The 16,682-nt window shown below is 62.0% G+C and carries 15 protein-coding genes; 6 read left to right on the top strand and 9 right to left on the bottom strand.

The features are described 5' to 3' along the window. Positions 1 to 51: 51 nt before the first annotated feature. Both OCL88_RS10185 and OCL88_RS10180 read right to left on the bottom strand, forming a co-directional pair. Positions 52 to 231 carry a PLDc N-terminal domain-containing protein gene (locus OCL88_RS10185; protein ID WP_182264053.1) on the bottom strand — a complete coding sequence of 60 codons (180 nt, stop codon included), beginning with the start codon at positions 229 to 231 and terminating at the stop codon, positions 52 to 54. A 308-nt stretch (positions 232 to 539) separates the two neighbouring features. Continuing rightward, positions 540 to 1,796, bottom strand: a complete 1,257-nt coding sequence (locus OCL88_RS10180; protein ID WP_264962422.1) for an NYN domain-containing protein — start codon at positions 1,794 to 1,796, stop codon at positions 540 to 542. 185 nt (positions 1,797 to 1,981) lie between these two features. On the opposite strand from OCL88_RS10180, the gene OCL88_RS10175 reads away from it, so the two are divergent. The 4 genes from OCL88_RS10175 (at position 1,982) to OCL88_RS10160 (ending at position 7,509) form a co-directional block, all read left to right on the top strand. After that, positions 1,982 to 3,169, top strand: coding sequence for a TerC family protein (locus OCL88_RS10175; RefSeq protein ID WP_243542458.1), 1,188 nt, complete (start codon positions 1,982 to 1,984; stop codon positions 3,167 to 3,169). A gap of 244 nt (positions 3,170 to 3,413) precedes the next feature. Next, positions 3,414 to 5,567, top strand: a complete 2,154-nt coding sequence (gene helR, locus OCL88_RS10170) for an RNA polymerase recycling motor ATPase HelR (protein ID WP_264962421.1) — start codon at positions 3,414 to 3,416, stop codon at positions 5,565 to 5,567. 92 nt (positions 5,568 to 5,659) lie between these two features. Then, the gene (locus OCL88_RS10165; RefSeq protein ID WP_264962420.1) at positions 5,660 to 5,905 is read left to right on the top strand and encodes a hypothetical protein; all 246 of its coding nucleotides are present in this window, start codon (positions 5,660 to 5,662) and stop codon (positions 5,903 to 5,905) included. A 101-nt stretch (positions 5,906 to 6,006) separates the two neighbouring features. Next, on the top strand, positions 6,007 to 7,509 hold the full coding sequence (locus OCL88_RS10160; protein ID WP_264962419.1) for a SpaH/EbpB family LPXTG-anchored major pilin: 1,503 nt from the start codon (positions 6,007 to 6,009) through the stop codon (positions 7,507 to 7,509). Positions 7,510 to 7,534: 25 nt separating this feature from the next. Here OCL88_RS10160 and OCL88_RS10155 read toward each other — a convergent pair whose 3' ends face one another. Next, positions 7,535 to 8,932, bottom strand: coding sequence for an MFS transporter (locus tag OCL88_RS10155; protein ID WP_264962418.1), 1,398 nt, complete (start codon positions 8,930 to 8,932; stop codon positions 7,535 to 7,537). Positions 8,933 to 9,067: 135 nt separating this feature from the next. Then, positions 9,068 to 9,850 (bottom strand): hypothetical protein, encoded by a 783-nt coding sequence (locus OCL88_RS10150; RefSeq protein WP_264962417.1) that lies wholly within the window; start codon positions 9,848 to 9,850, stop codon positions 9,068 to 9,070. A 484-nt stretch (positions 9,851 to 10,334) separates the two neighbouring features. On the opposite strand from OCL88_RS10150, the gene OCL88_RS10145 reads away from it, so the two are divergent. Beyond that, on the top strand, positions 10,335 to 10,940 hold the full coding sequence (locus OCL88_RS10145; RefSeq protein ID WP_264962416.1) for a DUF4190 domain-containing protein: 606 nt from the start codon (positions 10,335 to 10,337) through the stop codon (positions 10,938 to 10,940). A 110-nt stretch (positions 10,941 to 11,050) separates the two neighbouring features. On the opposite strand, the gene OCL88_RS10140 is transcribed toward OCL88_RS10145, so the two are convergent. Next, entirely contained in the window at positions 11,051 to 11,788 is a 738-nt protein-coding gene (locus OCL88_RS10140) for a GAF and ANTAR domain-containing protein (protein ID WP_021472697.1), read from the bottom strand. Between the two features lie 263 nt (positions 11,789 to 12,051). Here OCL88_RS10140 and OCL88_RS10135 point away from each other — a divergent pair, with 263 nt between their 5' ends. Then, positions 12,052 to 12,486, top strand: a complete 435-nt coding sequence (locus OCL88_RS10135) for a hypothetical protein (protein WP_021472698.1) — start codon at positions 12,052 to 12,054, stop codon at positions 12,484 to 12,486. Between the two features lie 153 nt (positions 12,487 to 12,639). Here the strand turns inward: OCL88_RS10135 and OCL88_RS10130 are convergent, their stop codons facing one another. From OCL88_RS10130 to OCL88_RS10115, 4 genes are read right to left on the bottom strand one after another with little or no spacing between them, the layout of a single operon-like run. Next, positions 12,640 to 13,659 (bottom strand): LacI family DNA-binding transcriptional regulator, encoded by a 1,020-nt coding sequence (locus OCL88_RS10130; protein ID WP_264962415.1) that lies wholly within the window; start codon positions 13,657 to 13,659, stop codon positions 12,640 to 12,642. A gap of 26 nt (positions 13,660 to 13,685) precedes the next feature. Continuing rightward, a complete protein-coding gene (locus OCL88_RS10125) occupies positions 13,686 to 14,432 on the bottom strand; it encodes a cupin domain-containing protein (protein WP_413775458.1) in 747 nt (248 codons plus the stop codon). After that, entirely contained in the window at positions 14,432 to 15,409 is a 978-nt protein-coding gene (locus OCL88_RS10120) for a PmoA family protein (protein WP_264962413.1), read from the bottom strand. Before OCL88_RS10120 ends, OCL88_RS10125 begins: the two co-directional genes overlap by 1 nt. A 20-nt stretch (positions 15,410 to 15,429) precedes the next feature. Further along, positions 15,430 to 16,536 carry a Gfo/Idh/MocA family protein gene (locus tag OCL88_RS10115; RefSeq protein WP_264962412.1) on the bottom strand — a complete coding sequence of 369 codons (1,107 nt, stop codon included), beginning with the start codon at positions 16,534 to 16,536 and terminating at the stop codon, positions 15,430 to 15,432. Positions 16,537 to 16,682 lie beyond the last annotated feature (146 nt).

Genomic DNA, 16,682 nt, shown 5'->3' with positions numbered 1-16,682 from the left:
CTCGTCCTTTACATCACGCCACGCTGTTCACAACGTCCCTGGGAACTACAGCTAGGGCAGCTTCTTGCAGTGGAGGCTATCAGCGTGCGGACCCAGCCGCGGTCTCGCGTAGAGCCAAGCCACAACGCCAAATAAGGGGACAGCCAACAACAGGAGCAGCCACAGCGTCGTCGTCTGGTCCAAGCGGTCGCCTTTCCTCACGTCGAAGATGCTCCAGAGGATAGATGCCATCACGAACACAGCCGAAATTGCGGCTAGAACAACTGGGGCCCATTGCCACGCGTTCATGAGCATTCACGCCTTGCCTTTAGGGATCCCGGTGCCGGTCCGGGTAGTGGTTTACTTACGCAGTGGCACGATTGCACAGTTCATGACGCAGGCAGAGCTCCCGTTCAAGAAGACGAGCGTTCAAACGGAGACCTCGTCCCCCCGACGCTGTCATTTCGGAAATTTCGACATATTTACCCTCGAGGGCAACGGTGGTCCGGCCTGCTTCGCGCGGATCGACCAGGTACAAGTCAAAGTGAACTAGTCAGACCTCAGCCCTTCCCTGGGTGTCCGGCGAGCCCTCCCCCGGTCCAGGCTCGGAGCTTTGCCGCTTCGCCCTTGTCGAGTTGGAGCCCAGCCACCCGGCACATACCTTCCACGTGCCCCACCCAGGCCCGGGCAAGCTCTGCTGAGGACAAGCCAATGGCGAGGGTGACCTTAGCGTAGATCAATCCCTGAATGACGTAATTCACTGAAGAACGGGCCACAGGAACTTCCGAAGCCAAGCACTCGTCCCGGACCAACTTTGCGAGCTCATTCCGATTGGTGGTCTCAGCCAGTTTCTCGGCCAGAGTGAGCAGAATCTGCCTGTACTGCACCGCCGACAAAGCCGGGATATCCGTGACCCGTGCAATCTGATTTTGGAATGAAGAGTCTGGATCTTCCACCGTAGGGAGATCCCCCTGCGAGAACCGTTTTGCATCCCAAACCCACCCCGGTGAGGGAATAGGCGCAAACTGTATGCCGTCGTCGATGCGGGTTATCCAAGTACCAAATTTGCCTTGGCCGCCCCAGTCGCTGCTTAGCGACGGATCCACAGACAATGCCCGCTGAGCAACTACCGCGGATTTGATCGGCCCCTCAGCGGTCTGGACCATCTCGCGTACCGCAACTGCTGCACTTGAAGCTAACGACGCCTTCTTGGGCGCGGGCTTGGCGGTATCCCCAACGCGTGGGCGAGCTGGCTCCACCGCAGGAGCCGTGCTCGCCACCCCACTCAGTAGCGCAAGGAAGTCGTGCGACTGGATAACCGTGTCCGCCATCTGTCTGTATGCAGCAGCAACTGGTCCAGCGACTATCACGGTCGTTCGGCGATCAGCAGCCCGGAACCGCTGAACGAGCGACGTGAAATCTGCGTCATCCGAGGCGATAAAGAATTCCTCCACATGCGCAACGCCAGCCAGAACATCTACTGCATCCAGAACCAGATTGATGTCCGTACTGCTCTTTCCTTGTTGGGTGAGGGAAGGACAGTCGATGACCCTGAAACCTGCGCGGGTCCAATAGGTCCGGTACTTCGCGTAAACGGTCGGGTTGAGGTAGCAATTGCGAATGAGGAATCGCACGTGTTTCCCACCCGCTTCGTCCGCCTGTGTAATCGCGTCCAACCACTGGCCGGGATCAGTGGCAAACCGTTCCGCGGCAGAAGGATCAAGTGATTTGAGCCCGATATAGACGTTGTCGAAATCAACGAATATGGCTGCACGGACTCTGTTGGACGAGGTGGCCACCACGAAAGGTACGGTCATCGCCCCATTATGGCCTTTACCATTCGACGAATCCGGCAAAGCCACCCACCAAACCCAACCACCCGCCGTCGTACGCCACTCCCCACACGCGACGCCGTAACACGGGACCCAACCCGGTAAGTTGGAGGAAGAAGTTACACGACCCTCGCTGAGTTCCACGCCCCGCCTCACGAAAGCAGGATCCAATGACTGTCTCTCCCCTGATCTGGGGCATCACCATCGTTGTCATTCTGGCGCTCTTGGCGTTCGACTACTTCTTCCACATCCGCAAGGCCCACGTCCCCACGCTGAAAGAGGCGGCGGTCTGGTCCTCCATCTACGTGGGCCTGGCTGTGCTGTTCGGCATCCTCGTCCTGGTGTTCGGCGGAGCGCAGATGGGGTCGGAGTACTTCGCCGGCTACATCACGGAGAAGGCCCTGTCCGTGGACAACCTCTTCGTCTTCCTGATCATCATGGCGAGCTTCCGGGTTCCGCGTGAGGACCAGCAGAAGGTGCTCCTGTTCGGCATCGTGTTCTCGCTGATCGCCCGGACCGGCTTCATCTTCCTGGGCGCGGCTCTGATCAACTCGTTCGCGTGGGTGTTCTACCTCTTCGGCCTGATCCTCCTGCTGACGGCCGGCAACCTCCTCAAGCCCGATGGCCACGGCGACGATCAGGCGAACAACTTCATGATTCGGCTCGCCAAAAAGCTCTTCCACACCACAGATAAGTACGACGGCGACAAGCTCTTCACGGTGGTTAACGGCAAGCGTGCGCTAACCCCGATGCTCCTGGTGATGGTGGCGATCGGCGGCACGGACATCCTCTTCGCGCTCGACTCCATTCCGGCAATCTTCGGTCTGACGCAGAACGTGTTCATCGTGTTCACCGCCACGGCCTTTTCGCTGATGGGGCTGCGGCAGCTGTACTTCCTGATCGACGGCCTGCTGGATCGCCTCATCTACCTTTCCTATGGCCTGGCCGCGATCCTGGCGTTCATCGGCGTGAAGCTGATCCTCCACGCTCTCCACGAGAACAACCTTCCGTTCATCAACGGCGGCGAGCACGTGAACGTCGTCGAGATCTCCACCGGCCTGTCGCTCAGCGTGATCTGTGGGACGCTCATCGTGACCGTGGTCCTGTCCCTGCTCAGCCCGGCCGGCAAGGCACAGACCGCCATCAACAATGCCCGCCGCCACGCCATCGACTACATGGACCTCGACTACACCGCCGACGCCGCAGAGCGCGAACGCATCTACCGTGCCCTGACCGAGGAAGAAGCGCAGATCGTGCGGATGCCGTTGAAGTACCGGAACAAGGCCAAGGACATCGAGAAGATCCGCGAGCAGGTGGCCGAAGCTCACCGGCAGCACGAGGAGTTCCTGCAGCGGTAGTGCTGAGCTTGCCCGATTCGATGGCTAGCTGCGTGTTAGACGCTTCCTACCGTCTAACACGCAGCTAGTCGTCTAAACGGGCAACCGGGCGCGTCCCAAACGCGCAGGCCGGCCACCCAAAAGGCGCACAAAAAAGAGGAGAACGCCTCTCCTCACTTTCAATCTATACGGCACAGGGGGCCTTGCCGCAAGGGCCGGGGTCTGCCGCACAATGGGGAGCTGAATCCGGACCAAGGAGCTCCCCATGCCTCTCGCAACCAGTGCCTTCAACCTGCCCGAGCACCTATCCCCGAAAGCCTCATCCTCCCTCATCGCCCACGATGAGCAGCACTTCGCAGCCGTCGCCGCGAGCCTGGAGGAAACGATCGCGGACCTCGAAGGCCAGCTCGAAGCCATCAGGAAATCCCCCAGCCGCTTCGGCCAGGAGGCCGTCGAGAAGGACGTTGAAACCCGTCGACTCACGGGCCGCCTGAAGGCCTTGAAAACGTTCGGCGTGGACCTCTGCCTGGGCCGGGTCATCACCACAGAGGACACCGAGCCCCTCTACATCGGCCGGCTCGGCCTCACAGACAGCGAAGGCCAACGCCTCCTGATCGACTGGCGCTCCCCCGCCGCAGAACCCTTCTTCGGCGCAACCCAGGCGAACCCCATGGGCTTGGCCAGCCGCCGTCGCTACCGCTGGACGCGTGGCCGGATCACCGACTACTGGGACGAGTCCTTCACCAGCGACAGCGATGCGAACCCGGCCCTGGAGGATCTCTCAGCGTTCATCGCCAGCCTGGGCAGCAGCCGGTCCGCCAAGATGCGCGACGTCCTCGGGACCATCCAAGCGGACCAGGATGCCATCGTGCGGGCATCATCCCGCGGTGCTTTGGTGGTCGACGGCGGCCCGGGTACCGGCAAGACGGTGGTCGCCTTGCACCGGGCAGCGTACCTGCTCTACTCCGATCCCAGGCTCGGGCACAGGCGTGGCGGCGTCCTCTTCGTCGGCCCGCACCGGCCCTACCTCAACTACGTGGCGGACGTCCTTCCCAGCCTCGGCGAGGAGGGCGTGCAAACGTGCACCGTCAGGGATCTGGTTCCCGAAGGAGCCGCCGCGGCACCCGAGCCGAGTGCCGCCGTCGTACGCCTGAAAACCACAGCGAATATGGTCAAGACCGTTGAAAAAGCCGTCCGGTTCTACGAGGAACCGCCCAAGGAGGGCCTTGAGGTGGAGACGCCGTGGGCGGACGTGTGGCTCAGCGCGGACGACTGGGCCGAGGCGTTCAACGCGCCGTCGCCCGGGACCCCGCATAACGAGGCGCGCGAGGACGTGTGGGAGGAGCTCGTCACCATCCTGCTGGTCAAGTTCGACACCGACGAGATCCCCGAGGACCTGCTCAGAAGAGCGTTCGCCCAAAACACCGAGCTGACGGACGCGTTCAACAAGGCTTGGCCGCTGCTGGACTATGCGGAGCTGGTCACTGACCTGTGGCGCGTCCCGGCGTACCTCCGGCTGAGCGCGCCGTGGCTCACTCCGGACGAAGTGGCCGTCCTGCAGCGAAGGAAGCCCACAGCCTGGACCGTCCCCGATCTCCCGCTCCTGGACGCCGCCCGTCAACGCCTTGGCGACCCGCGCGCGGCCCAGCGCCAACGGCGTCGGAACGCTGAAGCGGCTGCGGAGAAGGAACTGATGGATCGCGTGGTGGAGGATCTCATCGCGGCCGACGACTCCGAACTCCAGGTCATGTCCATGCTACGCGGCGCGGACATGCAGGAGAAACTGGCCGACGACGACCTGCCTATCGCGGACCCCGATGCACTCGCCGGACCCTTCGCGCACGTGGTGGTGGACGAAGCCCAGGAACTCACCGACGCCGAATGGCAAATGCTCCTTCAACGCTGCCCCTCGCGCAGCTTCACGGTGGTCGGCGACCGCGCGCAGGCCCGCCACGGCTTCACCGAGTCCTGGCAGGAGCGGTTGGAGCGAGTTGGCCTGGGCACCCCCAACCTGGCCAGCCTCAGCATCAATTACCGCACGCCGGAGGAAGTCATGGCCGAGGCCGAGCCCGTCATCCGCGCCGCCCTCCCCGACGCCAACGTCCCCACGTCCATCCGGACCGGCGGTCTGCCGGTGGCGCACGGCTCCATCGGCGAGCTGGGAACCGTGCTCACCGACTGGCTTGAGGCGCACCCTGAGGGGACGGCTTGCGTCATCACCAAGTACGACGCCGGAACGGGCTTGCTCCCAGCGTCGCCGCGCATCCGGGTGCTGGCCCCTGAACTGGTGAAGGGGCTGGAGTTCGATCTGGTGGTTTTGGTGGATCCCGAGTCGTTCGGTGATGGCATCGAGGGTGCCGTGGACCGCTACGTCGCCATGACCAGGGCGACGCAGCGCCTAGTGATTCTTAATTCCTGACTCTTTTCGCGTCACATTCCCTCCCGCTTTGCCACTGGTTCTGAAAACGACTCGCGGTTGAAACGACTCGTGCGCACAAAGAGGGATGACTCATGAACCAGACCAAGGACCCCGGGAACGCCGTGCAAGCAAACGAAGCTTGGGTAGTAGCCACCGACTGGACGGGGCTGCGGGGACGCAACGTGGAGGTCTATGAGCACGGCGAATTCGTGGACCGCGGCGTAGTGGATACCGTCACCCTTGACGGGCAAATTCTCTGGCTCTCTTTCCAGGGCAACATCCCCCGACGAATCATCGAGAAGCTGCCCGGGACCACCATCCGGGTCATGCCGGATTAACTGGATCGCTCCTCAAATCCCGCCTTCATCCTTTCCCCAACCCCACAGACACCGCCGGCACCAGCACCGAGCACCATCACCCTGAGAGAAACGAGCAAACAGTGAAAGCTTCATACCCACGGCGGCTGTGGCGAGCAGCCGCCGCTGCGTTGGCTGGTGCAGCATTGGCGCTGTGTTCCACTGTCGGCCCCGCCGTAGCTGCCCCGGTGGTCGACGGTGACCAAACGGGCTCAATTACCGTGCACAAGTTTGAAAGGCCGCCGACAACGGGCGGCGGCGGTAACAACGGCGGCGGGGGCAACGGCTTCAGCGCGTTCGCGGCTCCGGACACCTCGGGCTTCACTCCCTTGGCAGGGGTCGAGTTCACCATCCAGCAGGTCAACACCCTGGACTTGTCCGCCAACGCGGGATGGGAGGCCGCCAACAACCTGAGCCACGTCTTCGATCCCCAGAACCCCACGGGCTCGATCACAGGAGCGGGATACACGCTGGGAACGGCCATCTCGCAGACAACAGCTGCGGATGGAACGGCCGTTTTCGCCAACCTTCCCATCGGCTTGTATTTGGTCACAGAGACGAACGTCCCGGCGGGAGTCACACCGGCCGCGCCGTTCCTGGTAACCATCCCCACCACGGATCCGGACAACCAGAACAACTGGCTGTATGACGTTGATGTCTATCCCAAGAACTCAGTCTCCACTGCAGAAAAGACCGTCACGGATGCCCCGGATGTGAAGCTTGGGGACCAAATCGACTTCACCATCCTCGGCGACATCCCCAACGAACCGGTGATCGACGGCTACAGGATTGTGGACCATCTGGATACCAAGCTCACCTACGTCGGAACAGATGTGACCCTGGTCGACGGGACAGTGTTGGATGCGAGCGACTACGACGTCGTTTTCGATGCGGCCACGAATACTGTCTCAGTGATCTTCACAGAAGGCGGCCGTCAGCTGCTGGCGGTACGTCAGGCCACCCGGGTCCAGGTGGTAGTTTCCGTGGTGGTCAACACCGTGGGCGAGATCGAGAACGAAGCCCTGCTCTACCCCAACGCGTCCAGTGTCAGCGTTGCTCCCGGACAACCCGGCGGCCCGGTAGTCACACCTCCCGTGGTAACCAAGTGGGGCGCGATCACCGTGGAGAAGATCAACGAATACGGCGAAGCGCTGTCGGGTGCTTCGTTCTCTGTCTACACCTCCGAGGTAGACGCCAAGGCAGGCACAAACCCGGTGGTCATCGACGGTCAAACGACGTTCACCGTTGCCGGTGACGGAACCCTGACCATCTCCGGACTGCGCTATTCGGATTGGGCTGACGGGGGCGCCGTAGCGCCGGGAAGCCCTGGTTTCCGGACCTACTACTTGGTGGAAAACGCCGCGCCCGCCGGCTACGAGTTGCTCGCCGAACCCATCACCTTCCTGGTCACGGCAGCCACCACCACGGTTGGAGTGGACCTGCAGGTCAAGAACATTCCCTCCAACGGTGGATTCCAGCTGCCTTTGACCGGCGGCACCGGAACCGGCCTCATCTACACAGCCGGTGTTCTGATTCTGCTTGGCGCCGTGCTTGGGATCCTCCGATCCCGCCGGACCAGAAGATGACCGCGGAAGTCCTCAAACGGTGAACCTACAGATGGCTGGCCCCGGCCGCGGGCTTCTTCCACATCACGGAGAGCACAATGACCACAAGGCTCAGAGCGAGCATCACCCACACCATGAGCCCCCAGTTCGCCTGGTTGACGCCCGGCCCATAGAAAACACCAATCAACACGGTGGCCGTGATAGCGCCAAGGTACCGGCACGTCTGGAAGATGCCGGCGGCAACACCGCGTTCCTCGGGGCGGGCAGAAACGTAAAGGGCTTGGTTCGAAGCAGTGCTCACCGCACCGTACGGCACACCCATGACGGCGGTGACCACCAGCACCAGCGGCGGCCACAGGGACAGGGTCAGCAGCCCCAGAGCCGCCGAAGCAATGGTCAAGACGCAGACTCCTGTGATGAGTACGGCCCTCACGCCGAACCGTTCAATCAACCGAACGGTAAAGGGCGTCACTACAACCGACAACGATGCAAGGGGGAGCATCAGCAGGCCCACCAGTCCGGCGTCGTAATTTCCTGCTTCCTGCAGCAACTGCGGAACGCCGAAGAACGCAACGTAGTAGACCCCGCTGAACACAATGAACACGAGGTAAATCAGCAGCAGCGGACGGTTTCGGCCCAAGAGCCGGAGGTCCAGGAACGGCGGGCTGAAGCGCAGCTCGCGCCACGCAAACAAAGCACCAATCACAACGGCGGCGGCCAGCAGGTGCCAGCGGAACCCGGGCAGGACGTTGAGCAGGGCCATCATGGCGAGCATCAAAGAGACGACGAAGGCGAGTATGCCCGGGATGTCCGAGTCGCGGATGAGCTTGCCGAGCGATCCCGTTTCCTGCCCGGTGTCGGCGGGCGCGGCGCGCTGGACAACCAGCAAGGCGGCCAGCGCCAGTGGGACGTTGATGACGAAGAGCGCCTGCCAGTCGAACAGGCTCACCAGCAACCCTCCCACCACGGGGCCTACGGCGGCCGCGGAAGTGTTGGCCATTTGGATTCGCCCGAGCGGACGCGTGGTGGGTTCGTTGGCCAAGCGGCTAAGTTCGGTGACCATGACCACCGCGCAGGGGTACGCGGTCGCGGTGCCCACGGCCATCAAGGCCCGGGCCACGCAGACGAGCGCGAAGCTCGGAAGGAACGGGGCGATCGCGCAGGTGACCGCGACGAGCGCCATCCCGAAGGTGAACAAACGACGTGGTCCGAAGCGGTCGGCCAGCCTGCCCATGAGCGGTTGCCCGGCGGCAGACGCGAGATAGAAGGCTGTGATGACCCAGGTGACGGTTGCGACGTCCAACGCGAAGTCCTCCCGCAGCACCACCAGCGCCACCGCAATCATGGACGAGTTCAGCGGGTTGAGGGCTGTACCGATGCTGAGCGCCGCGACGGCCAAACCGGGGCGGGAGTTCTTGTTCGTCACGTACCCAGTCTGGTCCATGGTTGCCCCGGGTCACGAAACACGGCGGGTGGCCGTCAATTTTGCTAGATCATTCGGTGGTCAATCGACCGGAGGGCCTGAAAGCCGGGGACGGCGGGCGGCGCTACGCGAATGATCCAGCAAATTTGGGCGGTGCTACTTCAGTCCCCAGTAGGTCCTTCGCTGGTCTCGAAATGACCAGTCGTTTTCGATGAATATTTTGCCGCCTTCAATCGCAGTTGGAGGCACATCCATACAGACTTGGTAGGTTGCAGAACCACCCTTCTCCAACGTAGGTACTTTCATTTCCCCGTTGGTTAGAGAGGCGCCGCAGTCGTTACTGTCGTACTGACGTGCGTCTGAACCGACGAACGTCGGTGAGAGGTCGAGCCAAGGGTTTCCTTCCTTTGCTCCTATATAAGTCACAGATATGTCCACCAGAACGTACTGTCCATCTGGCTCGTCGTTGAACCGGTAGTTGGCGAGGACGTCGTCGTTCGCGTTCAGATTCACTCCTGTGACGGCTGCTTGATACTGATTACCCAGCAGGGCTATGGTCCCTATCGGGTGGGGGGCCGCACCAGATCCTGCGCTGACTTTTGGTGTCGGAGAAGGGGAAGGCGTGCTGGACGGGGCGGCCGACGCCGAATCTCCGGGGCTTGCGGTCGGCAAGGCGTCCATCGCCTCGGCAGCTGCCCTTGAGCCGGAGGAATATGCGAAAACGGTAAGGAGGGCGCCAAAGAGTGCAACAGTTCCCACGGTCGTAGCAGCTATGGCCAAGCCCCTCAACGACCCTCGGTTCTTCTTCCCGCTCACAAGTGCGATGACTCCCAAAACGGCCGCCGCTAGTCCCAACAGCAAGGCAAGGACATTGAGTACCGGGATCCAGAATAGGACCAGCCCTACTGCCGCCAACACGAACGCTGTGGTAGTAAGCACCTTCCCTGGCTCATTGGAAGTGGAGGGTGCCTCCGGAACGTCGAGCCAAAACTGGTGCCCCTCCGGCGCTGGACCCCAGCTGGGGTTAGGCTGCCAACCCACTGGTGGTTGCCAGCCGGCAGGCGGCGCAGGCCAATTCGGCGGCGAGTTATAAATCTTCACTTTTCCCTTTCAAGCCCAGCTCATGAGCGCCCCATTCAGGCTCTAGCATGGATTATATCCGGCACCGAACACCCGGATTGGACGGCGCGGAATTTCGACAGGCAAGTGCATAGATTCGAGGGAGAGCTATCGTTACATCTCGATTTTTTTGATACTTCCGACACAAAGTAAATAGTACGTTCAAATTATCCACGCCCGTTTGGTAATTGCTTACACTAAGATCGCCGCTGGCTTGGGGAAGCGCACACTAGTTGCCGTTTATGTCCCTTGGCCTGATGGTTGCATCGACTCGCATTGTTTCAAGCAAAAAGGGTAATAAAAAATGAGTGAACCGTATTCCGCCCCCGTGGCTCCCAGCCCGGCGGACCCCAACTACAACCAGCCTGGCAAGGGCAACGGTTTTGCAATCACAGCGCTGGTTCTCGGAATCGTGGCCGTAGTCTTCTCTATCATTCCGATACTTGGTTTCATCGCCTTCATCCTCGGCCCGCTGGCAGTGATCTTCGGCATCATCGGCCTGACCAGGAAGTACACCAAGAAGGGAACCTCGGTTACGGGCTTGATCCTTGGCGTTATCTCAGTGATCGTTGCCATCATCGTGACCTCAATCGTGGCAGCTGCAGCAAATAGCGTCAGCGAATCTCTGAATAAAGAACACACGATTCAGTATGTGGTCACGACAACCGGACCGGCTCAAGTAACCTACTGGAACGGCTCGGGCTCTTCTAATGAGGACATCACCTCTGAATGGAAGAAAGAACTGACCACCACAGGATTCGACTTCACGACGCTTTCCGTTTCGGGAGATTACACAGCCGAGTCCTCAGTTTCATGTGAAATCTTTGTGGACGGCGTTAGCGTTTCAAAGAATACCGGAGCAGGAACCGGCGCTCACGCAAGCTGCTCGGGATCAAGCTCGAGCAAGTAATATTTCGGGAGAGCGTCGGGGTAACATACCCCGACGCTCTTTTGCATTCCCGCTCAGAGAGCGGGCGTGTCAAGAAAGGCCTAACCGAACCCTACGCAAGTCCGCCGCTCTTACTCCTCGAAGTGCGTCGTGACCTTGCCCGAGGACACGGCCGCGATGATCGACTGGGCCAGATGGCGGAGCTTGATGTTCCGGTTGCTGGAAGCCGTCCGCAAAATGGTGAAGGCTTCCTCCTGGCTGCAGTGGTTCTGGGCCATGATGGCGCCGACGGCGAGATCGATCACGGTGCGCGACTGCATTGCTGCGGCGAGGTCGTTGCGGGCGTCGCTCAGCTGGGCGATCTTCAGGGCCAGCCGAAGTGACTTGGAAGCGTGGGACGCGAAGACCTCTGCCCGTTCGACGTGGGACTCGCTGAAGGCGTTGGCATGTTCGGAGTAGAGGTTGAGCGCTGCGCGCGTATCCCCCTCAACCAGGAGCGGAACATTCAGTAGGCAGCGCAGACCCTGCCTTGATGCCGCGGCAACGTACTCGGGCCAGCGGTATTCACGCGTGAGATCCGGCACCAGGACTGAACCCATCTGATCCATGGCAGTGCGGCATGGACTATCGAAGTCGTTCTGGAGGTCATCCATCACCCGGGCGCGATCGTGGCTGGTGGCAACTGTGGCGGCGCGCTTTTTTCGCAGGACGGTGATGCCGCAAAAAACCGGCGAGTCGGGGTGGGAGAGACTCTCTGCCGAGAAAATTGCCAAGTCCGTTAGGAACGCCTCGACATCTTCACTACCGAGGACAAGATCCAGAAAGTATCCATTCTGGAGAGCTTCCTGCTCGGGGTGGGGGTTGACCATGTGACGTATTTCCTACTGCCTGAAAGCGTCCCTGGCCTAGAGCAAAGGAGCGAAAAATGCCGCCCTCTGCAAAACGGTCTGGGAATACCTTATCGTCCAACGATGAACGGTACAAAGTGCGCCACGGTCTGGTTGACCTGCGGCTTCACACCCCGTCCGCCCGTCGTTGGAGAACACCTTCTACCTGTCACTTTGCGCGGAAACTAAGTAGGCTTACTTTTATAGTCCGCAGTGCAGGACCAACAGCGCAAAGGAGTTATCTGATGGGCATCGAAGAGAGCATCAATAAGGCCGCCGAGAATGCGATGGAAGACTTGGCCGGCACGTCTGAACCCGTCAAGGGCGGGCAAGTGCCGGAACCGAACCAGAAAGCAGACGACATCCAGGTGCACTCCTCGCTGAGCGAAGGATCCAACGCCATGGATTCCGACACCCCGGAAGAGCAGGCCCAGGCAACGTCGGGTCGCGCGGGCTCTTCCGACTCAGGGGTGCCGGCCACTGGCGATGGCGGTGTTGAGCAGGACACCGGAATCACGGACAGCGACATCAATCAGGACCGCGAAGGAGACCGGGACATTCCCACGGCCTCCGGCGACGTTCCAGGACCGGCGGGCCTCCCCGACGGCGATCCGGACGCGCTCAGGGCAGATCCGTCCGAGGGCGGCGAGGACCCGTCGACCAATATGGGTCGAGGCTAGGGCCGGGCGTACCGCCACGACCCGCCTTCACAGTCGAACGGCCACTTTGCAACCGGCTGCAGTTGCGGAGTGGCCGTTCTTTGTCCAAAGAAGGTCGCGGAGGCAGGCCGGCCAAAAGCACGCCGGCCAAAGGCATGCAGCTACGAGCCAGATCTAAGACACCGCGGCCGTGGACCCCCGTACAACCAACTCCGTTCCCAGCTCGATCCTCTGCGGCAACTCTTCGTCACCCTCCAAATGGCGAAGCAACGCCCGCATGGCAGTCTCCGCCATCTGGACTACGGGCTGGCGGATGGTGGTAAGGCCCGGTTCGAGCCACTCGGCGGCCGGAATGTCGTCGAAGCCAATGATGGACAGGTCCTCCGGGATGCGCAGGCCTGCCGATCGCGCGGCGCGGTACGCCCCGACAGCCTGGGCATCGTTGCCTGTGAAGATCGCGGTGGGCCGATCCTTCAACCGCAAAAGCGAAGCAGTCCCCCGCTCACCGGATTCGATGGAAAAATCTCCGGGAACCATCAACGACGAGTCAGCCTCCACTCCTCCCCGGCGGAGGGCTGCAAGGTAGCCGTCCTCGCGGGCACCACTGCATTGGAGGTCCTCACGGCCGCCGATCATCGCGATCCTCCGATGGCCCAGCTTCAGCAAGTGCTCGGTGGCAAGGAATGCACCATCCCAGTTGGCGGCACCGACCGTCATCAGCTCCGGCCCGGGCTTGCCCACGGGGTCGATGAGAATCACCGGAATTCCGAGGGACTTGATGCGCTGAATCTGCTTTGAGTCCAGTTCGTAAACCGCCAGCAGGACGCCGTCGGACTTTCTCTCTGCGAGGTTCGCCAGCCACGGACGGATCCGCGAGCCGTCCAGGGAGAGGCTGCTGACCACGGTGCCGTAGCCTGCTTCCTGGGCCACGCGCTCGACGCCCTCAATGATCTCGCAGGCCCATTCGGACCCCATGCCCGGGAACACCAGGTCGATGAGTCCGGCGCGCTTGCTGCGTTTGGCGGGGCGTCGGGCGTAATCGCGCTTGGCGATGATTTCCTCCACACGGGCGCGGGTTGCCGCAGCTACATGGGCATGGCCGTTGAGGACCTTCGAGACGGTCGGCACGGAGACCCCTGCCTCGCGGGCGATTTCGCTAATAGTAGCCCGTCCCGAGTCCTGCTTGGTCCCCATGTGTGCCTACCCCTTTCGGCCGGGAATCACCTCCCGGCAGCTTCAGTTTCGGAAAGTTCCCACGCTTGGATCCGGCCGCACATGCCGTAAATCCTGCGGGATTTCCGTTCGCCCATCGTAGTCCTCGCTTCCCGGAGGTAGAAACTTTCCGTCGACCCGAGGGAATCCAGATGTGCCGCGGTGATGTGCGCCTGGCGTCCCGCTCCGTCGGCCAAATACTTTCGCCACAGCTCGGTCCGCTCCCGGACCAGAGCGGCAGCGGCTGCGTGGAAGTCGGCGAGCGCGGAGACCCCGGACCTCAGGACGGCGGACTTCAGTTCCAAGTAGCCCTCAAGAGCCAGGTCACGACGGCGGCGCGCAGCCGCCTCCGCCGCAGCATCGCCGGCGTCCGCGTCGGCGGCCGGAAGCCGCACGGCACGTGAGTAGGCGTCCGCGTCCCCGAGGTACTCCGCCGGGAAGGTCAGCACGGCATCACCGTTTTCCGGCAGGCCGGCATTTTGCATGACGACCAGCACGCGGAGATCACCTGAGTCATTGATGGCCCGGTGCACAGTCCCGGGCGTGAACCAGACGACAGTCCCCGGCTCCAATGGCGTTGATGTAAAACCGCGCGAATCCAGCGTTTCAAGCCGGCCAGTCCCCTGCTGCACCACATAGGCCTCGGTGGAAGCCGTATGCATGTGCGGCGATCCCCCGGAAGCGCCATCCATTCCAGGCCATGAATAGATGCTTACTTCGGAAACGGCAGTAGCTCCGGGGAACGACGTGCACACTACGCCCAAGCCTCCAATGCCTCGCCGGCGGCGGCAGCCAACGTGGCGGCGGCGTCCGCGTCCACTGCACCATCGGAAATCACGACGGCGTAGCGGTACGTGAGCGGTTCACCCACCTTGAGCGGGACTACTTCACTGAAGAAGGGCGCCGAGCCGAGGCAAGCGAACATCGACGAGCGGGCGAACCACTGGTTGCACGCACCGGGGTTGCCCTGATCCTCGACGAACATGATGGTGGACTTCCGGCACGTGGAGTCGTGCTGGCCGGTGAATGCGATCCAGGGAGAACGGGTTCCCATAAACTCGTCCGCCCCTGTTCCCGACTCTGATCGGAACTCCCCTCCGGTGAAGGAGCGTGGACCGCGCCAGAACAGCCCTCCGTATCCGGCGTTGTCGCGGCCCTCAGTGGTGGGGCTGCCGATGCCGATTTCGGTGCTTGAGATGTTGTCCATGGTGCTCTTGAAAAGCAGCACCCACGCCCCCGGAACGGGCAGCATCCCGATGGCGAAGCTGCGTTGCTCTTTGATGAGCGGCTTTCCAGCCTGGCCTGCGGACGCTGCCTGACCACCGGAGGGCTGCGCAGTCCACACCAGTGACTCGGTCACGGTGATCCCATCGGTGGATTCCTCGATGCTGGTGAACGCCTCATGGCCCATGGCGCCGTTGTTGTCGAGGTTCGCGTAGCCCGTGTCCCGGGTGTACGTGGCACCGCCCCAGAAGTTGTGGTCGCCCACATTGGGAAGTGCCCACGACAGGCCCTTGTGCCACACGTGGTCCCACGGCCGGTAGATAGTTACTTCGTCTCCGCCGAGGGTGGTGAGGGGATGGAAATAGGGCCGCGGGCTTTCGTATTGCTCGTCCTCAGATTGATACGTGTACGTGGCGATGGCCAGATCACCCGCTGTAAAGGTGAGCGAGCGCCCATCGTCCGAGTATGCAAGTGACGCGGCTGTTGTTGTCTGGGTTGTGGCTGTCATGGTGTCTCTCCGGATGATGGTCAGGCGCGGGCGGTTGAGGCGAGGACACGGGTACCGAGGCCGTCGCCGTCCATGCCCCCGTAGAAGGGGTGGCCGGGGACGATCTCGCCCCGGCGGACCGCTTGGCCCATGAAGGCTGAGGCGTAGATGGCGGCAGCGAACTCCAGCGTCTGCCGCGACGACTCGGCGTCGGCCGGGAGCGGCAGTCCGGCGTCGAGCGCGTCATACATCGCCAGGAACTGTGCGGAGTGGCCGCTGCCCCGCTCCAGCCGTTCAGCCTTCCAGGCTTCGGCGACGGACGATTCGTGGTTCGGGGCAGGAGTGACGGTCCAGTTGCTGGTGCTGTAGCCGTAGAGATGGGTGAGCTCCACTGTGGCGAACTCGCAGTCAATACGGATCTCTGATGTTTCGCGGGGAGAAAGCAGGGAGTTGATGACCGTTGCCGTGGCGCCGTTTTCGAAGCGGACCAACGCGGCGGACAGGTCCTCGGTGGAGGTGGCCCTGGCCTGCCGGGCGGCGATCGCCACCACTTCCTCCCACGGTCCAAGGAGGTGCAGGAGGAGGTCGAACTGGTGGATGCCGTGGCCCATGGTTGGACCGCCACCCTCTGCCTTCCACGTCCCGCGCCAGGGCATGTCGAAGTAGTTATCCGGCCTGTACCAGAGAGTGTCGCAGCGGGCTACGAGGGGTCGTCCGAAATCGCTGCCTCCAATCAATTTCCGCGCGGCCGCTGAGGCGTCGCCGAAGCGGTGCTGGAAGACGCAGGAAAATTGGGCTCCGTTGGCTCGGCCCGCGGTGTTCAGCCGGTCGAAGTCGGCCAGGCTGAGAGCTGGCGGTTTCTCAGACAGGACGTGGGTTCCGGCTTCCAGGCATTCGATGGCCTGATCGATGTGCAGCATGGGCGGAGTGCAGAGATGGACGATGTCCGGCTTGGCTTCGGCCAGGAGCTCACTGAGGCTTTGGAAGCCGGCCGCTATTCCGTGTTCGGCCGTGAAGGCCTGCAGCCGCGCTTCGTCCACATCGCAGGCTGCCACGAGCTCGGCCCGGCCGTCCGTGCGGGCCAGGTTGGCGGCGTGCACGGCGGCGATGCCCCCGGTTCCAACGATGGCCACTCTGTAAGTCTTCATGTGATCTTTCTGTTGTCGATTCCGAAAGTTTCCGTTGTTGAAGGCGCGAATGAATGTATACGTCGCATTCTCTTTCTGCTCATCTATCAGCAGATAACGCCCACTTTGACCTCGCGGTCACCCTGTAAGTCAACACTTCTGCCCGT

Origin of the sequence: Paenarthrobacter sp. PAE-2, from assembly GCF_026013155.1 — a bacterium.
In the GTDB taxonomy this organism is placed as follows: Bacteria; Actinomycetota; Actinomycetes; order Actinomycetales; family Micrococcaceae; genus Arthrobacter; species Arthrobacter ureafaciens.
This window is presented reverse-complemented; position numbering and strand designations above follow the sequence as displayed.

What these genes read in the sequence shown, in the direction of transcription:
- OCL88_RS10180 (WP_264962422.1), bottom strand. Translation starts at nt 1,796, where the DNA reads ATGACCGTACCTTTCGTGGTGGCCACCTCGTCCAACAGAGTCCGTGCA.
- OCL88_RS10145 (WP_264962416.1), top strand. Translation starts at nt 10,335, where the DNA reads ATGAGTGAACCGTATTCCGCCCCCGTGGCTCCCAGCCCGGCGGACCCC.
- OCL88_RS10115 (WP_264962412.1), bottom strand. Translation starts at nt 16,536, where the DNA reads ATGAAGACTTACAGAGTGGCCATCGTTGGAACCGGGGGCATCGCCGCC.
- OCL88_RS10155 (WP_264962418.1), bottom strand. Translation starts at nt 8,932, where the DNA reads ATGGACCAGACTGGGTACGTGACGAACAAGAACTCCCGCCCCGGTTTG.
- OCL88_RS10175 (WP_243542458.1), top strand. Translation starts at nt 1,982, where the DNA reads ATGACTGTCTCTCCCCTGATCTGGGGCATCACCATCGTTGTCATTCTG.
- OCL88_RS10130 (WP_264962415.1), bottom strand. Translation starts at nt 13,659, where the DNA reads ATGGGGACCAAGCAGGACTCGGGACGGGCTACTATTAGCGAAATCGCC.
- OCL88_RS10135 (WP_021472698.1), top strand. Translation starts at nt 12,052, where the DNA reads ATGGGCATCGAAGAGAGCATCAATAAGGCCGCCGAGAATGCGATGGAA.
- OCL88_RS10185 (WP_182264053.1), bottom strand. Translation starts at nt 231, where the DNA reads ATGGCATCTATCCTCTGGAGCATCTTCGACGTGAGGAAAGGCGACCGC.
- OCL88_RS10140 (WP_021472697.1), bottom strand. Translation starts at nt 11,788, where the DNA reads ATGGTCAACCCCCACCCCGAGCAGGAAGCTCTCCAGAATGGATACTTT.
- helR (WP_264962421.1), top strand. Translation starts at nt 3,414, where the DNA reads ATGCCTCTCGCAACCAGTGCCTTCAACCTGCCCGAGCACCTATCCCCG.
- OCL88_RS10165 (WP_264962420.1), top strand. Translation starts at nt 5,660, where the DNA reads ATGAACCAGACCAAGGACCCCGGGAACGCCGTGCAAGCAAACGAAGCT.
- OCL88_RS10120 (WP_264962413.1), bottom strand. Translation starts at nt 15,409, where the DNA reads ATGACAGCCACAACCCAGACAACAACAGCCGCGTCACTTGCATACTCG.